Here is a 3,220-nt window from a genome sequence, read left to right on the forward strand (position 1 = left end):
GGGCATCCCGCAGATCGCCGTCGTCATGGGGTCCTGCACAGCGGGCGGCGCCTATGTGCCCGCCATGTCCGACGAGACGATCATCGTCAGGAAGCAGGGCACGATCTTTCTCGGCGGCCCGCCGCTGGTGAAGGCGGCGACCGGCGAGATCGTGACGGCTGAAGATCTCGGCGGCGCGGACGTCCATTCACGCAAATCCGGCGTCACCGATCATTACGCGATGGACGACAACCATGCGCTCGCCATCGCCCGCCAGATCGCCTCGACGCTCAACCGGCAGAAGAACGTGAACATACCGCTGCGCGAGCCCGTCGCCCCGCTTTACGACGAGGCGGAGCTCGACGGCGTCGTGCCGCATGCGCTCTCGATCCAGTACGATGTGCGCGAGGTGATCGCGCGGCTCGTCGATGGCTCCGAGTTCGACGAGTTCAAGGCGCTTTACGGCACGACCGTCGTCACAGGCTTCGCACATCTCCACGGCATGCCCATAGGCATCGTCGCCAACAATGGCATTCTCTTTTCGGAGTCGGCGCTCAAGGTCGCGCATTTCGTTGAGCTCTGCTGCCAGCGCCGCATCCCGCTGCTCTTCCTCCAGAACATCGCGGGCTTCATGGTCGGCCGCGAATACGAGACGGGCGGCATCGCCAAGGACGGCGCCAAGATGGTGACGGCGGTCGCCTGCGCCGACGTGCCGAAGATCACGCTGGTCATCGGCGGTTCCTACGGGGCCGGCAATTACGGCATGTGCGGCCGGGCCTACAGCCCACGCTTCCTCTTCACCTGGCCCAATGCGCGCATCTCGGTGATGGGCGGCGAACAGGCGGCGAGCGTGCTCGCGACGGTGAAGCGCGAGGGCATGGAAGCGCGGGGCGAGGCGTGGAGTCCCGAAGAAGAGGACGCCTTCAAGTCGCCGATCCGCGCGCAATACGAAAAGGAAGGCCATCCCTATTTCGCCACCGCGCGGCTCTGGGACGACGGCATCATCACGCCGCGCGAAACCCGCCGCGTGCTGGCGCTCGCCTTCTCCGCGAGTTTGAACACACCCGTACCGGAAACACGCTTCGGCGTGTTCCGGATGTGAGGGGGAAAACATGAGTCATATTCGGAATCAAATTCCCTCCCCCCTTGAGGGGGAGGGTAGGGTGGGGGGGCTTCTTCGAAAGACTCTCGCCCGTGTCTTCACCCCCACCCGCCGCGCTTCGCGCGTCGACCTCCCCCCTCAAGGGGGAGATAAGACTGACGGCGCACGGAGGAACATCTGATGTTCTCCTCCCTCCTCATCGCCAATCGCGGCGAGATCGCGGCACGGGTCATGCGCACGGCGAAGCGCATGGGGCTTCGGACCGTTGCCGTCTATTCGGATGCCGATGCCGGCGCCTATCATGTGCGCGCGGCGGATGATGCCGTCCATATCGGCCCGGCGGCGGCGAAGGAGTCCTATCTCGTCATCGAGAAGATCATCGAGGCGGCGAAGCGTTCGGGCGCCGAGGCGATCCATCCGGGTTACGGCTTCCTCTCCGAGAATGTCGCCTTCGCGGAAGCTTGCAAGAAGGCGGGGCTGATTTTCGTCGGGCCACCGGCTTCGGCCATCAAGGCGATGGGGCTGAAAGACGCCGCCAAGGCGCTGATGGAAAAGGCCGGCGTGCCCGTGGTGCCGGGCTATCATGGGGCGGAGCAGGATCCACGTTTCCTCGAAGGTGAGGCGCAGAAGATCGGCTATCCCGTGCTTATCAAGGCGGTGGCGGGCGGCGGCGGCAAGGGCATGCGCCGCGTCGACGATGCGGCGTCGTTCGAGAAGGAGTTGAAGAGCGCGCAGCGCGAGGCGGGCGCAGCCTTTGGCGACGAACGCGTGCTGATCGAGAAATATGTGACACGGCCGCGCCACATCGAGATCCAGGTTTTTGCCGATGCGCATGGCAACGCCGTCTATCTCCATGAGCGCGATTGCTCGCTGCAGCGCCGCCACCAGAAGGTGATCGAGGAAGCGCCGGCCCCCGGCATGCCGGAGGAGATGCGCCGCGCGATGGGCGAGGCGGCGGTGGCGGCGGCGAAGGCCATCGGCTATCGCGGCGCGGGCACGGTCGAGTTCATCGCCGATGGCTCGCAAGGGCTCCGCGCCGATGCCTTCTGGTTCATGGAAATGAACACGCGACTTCAGGTCGAGCATCCGGTGACCGAGGCGATCACCGGCACCGATCTCGTCGAATGGCAGTTGCGCGTTGCGGCGGGCGAAAAGCTGCCGATGACGCAGGGCGAGATTCCGCTGAACGATCATGCGGTGGAGGTGCGCCTTTACGCCGAGGACCCAGCGAAGAAGTTCTTCCCCTCGACCGGCAAGCTCGTACGGCTGCGGCTGCCGAAGGACGAAGGCATCCGCGCCGACATGGGCGTGGAGGAGGGCGACGAGGTCTCGATGTTCTACGACCCGATGATCGGCAAGATCATCGCGCATGGCGAAAGCCGCGACGTCGCGCTGGCAAAGCTGCGGCGCTTCCTGCTCGACATGGAGGTCGTGGGCCCGCGCACCAATCTTGCTTTCCTCGCGGAAGTCATGGGGCACGAGGCCTTTCGGAACGCCGACATCGATACCGGTTTCATCGACCGTCATCTCGACGCGCTGGTGCCGGCGCGGACGCTCGACGCCCATGTGCTGGGAGCCGCGCTGGTCGGCCATCTTGCCGCGCGCGCCGGTGCGGGGCGCAGGGCGCAAGCCCGCACCCGCGAGCCCTGGTCGCCCTGGGCAGCGTCCGACGGCTGGACGCTGGGTGGACAACGGAGCGAGATGCTGAACCTCTCGTTCGGGGACGAGGCTCTGGCGGTTCGCGCAACGCCCGAGGGGCAGGGCTGGCGCTTCATGCATGAGGGCGTGGAGCATGTCGCGGATGGCACGCTGAACGACGGAGGCGGGATCGCCGCGACGGTCAACGGCATGCGCGTCAAGGCGGGCTATGTGCCGACCCCGAAAGGCTTCACCGTGATCCACAGGGGCGCGGCTTATGAATTCGCGATTCCCGATCCGCTCGATGTCGACGTGGCGGGAGAGGGCGACACGGGTGCGTTGAGGTCGCCCATGCCCGGCAAGATCGTCGCCGTGTTGGTGGAGGCCGGCGCCCATGTGAAGAAGGGCATGGGCCTCGTCGTCATGGAAGCCATGAAGATGGAACAGACGCTTGCGGCGGCGGCCGATGGCGTCATAGCCTCGGTCAATGTCGCGGCCGGC

The 3,220-nt window shown here is 66.0% G+C and carries 2 protein-coding genes; both read left to right on the forward strand.

The features are described 5' to 3' along the window. A partial coding sequence (locus VMR03_RS14725) for a carboxyl transferase domain-containing protein (protein ID WP_325406525.1) occupies positions 1–1,081 on the forward strand: 1,081 nt, incomplete at its 5' end. Between the two features lie 180 nt (positions 1,082–1,261). After that, positions 1,262–3,220: acetyl/propionyl/methylcrotonyl-CoA carboxylase subunit alpha (locus tag VMR03_RS14730; RefSeq protein ID WP_325406527.1), on the forward strand; the 1,959-nt coding region annotated here is incomplete at its 3' end.

Source organism: Parvibaculum sp. (assembly GCF_035511255.1).
Classification (GTDB): domain Bacteria; phylum Pseudomonadota; class Alphaproteobacteria; order Parvibaculales; family Parvibaculaceae; genus Parvibaculum.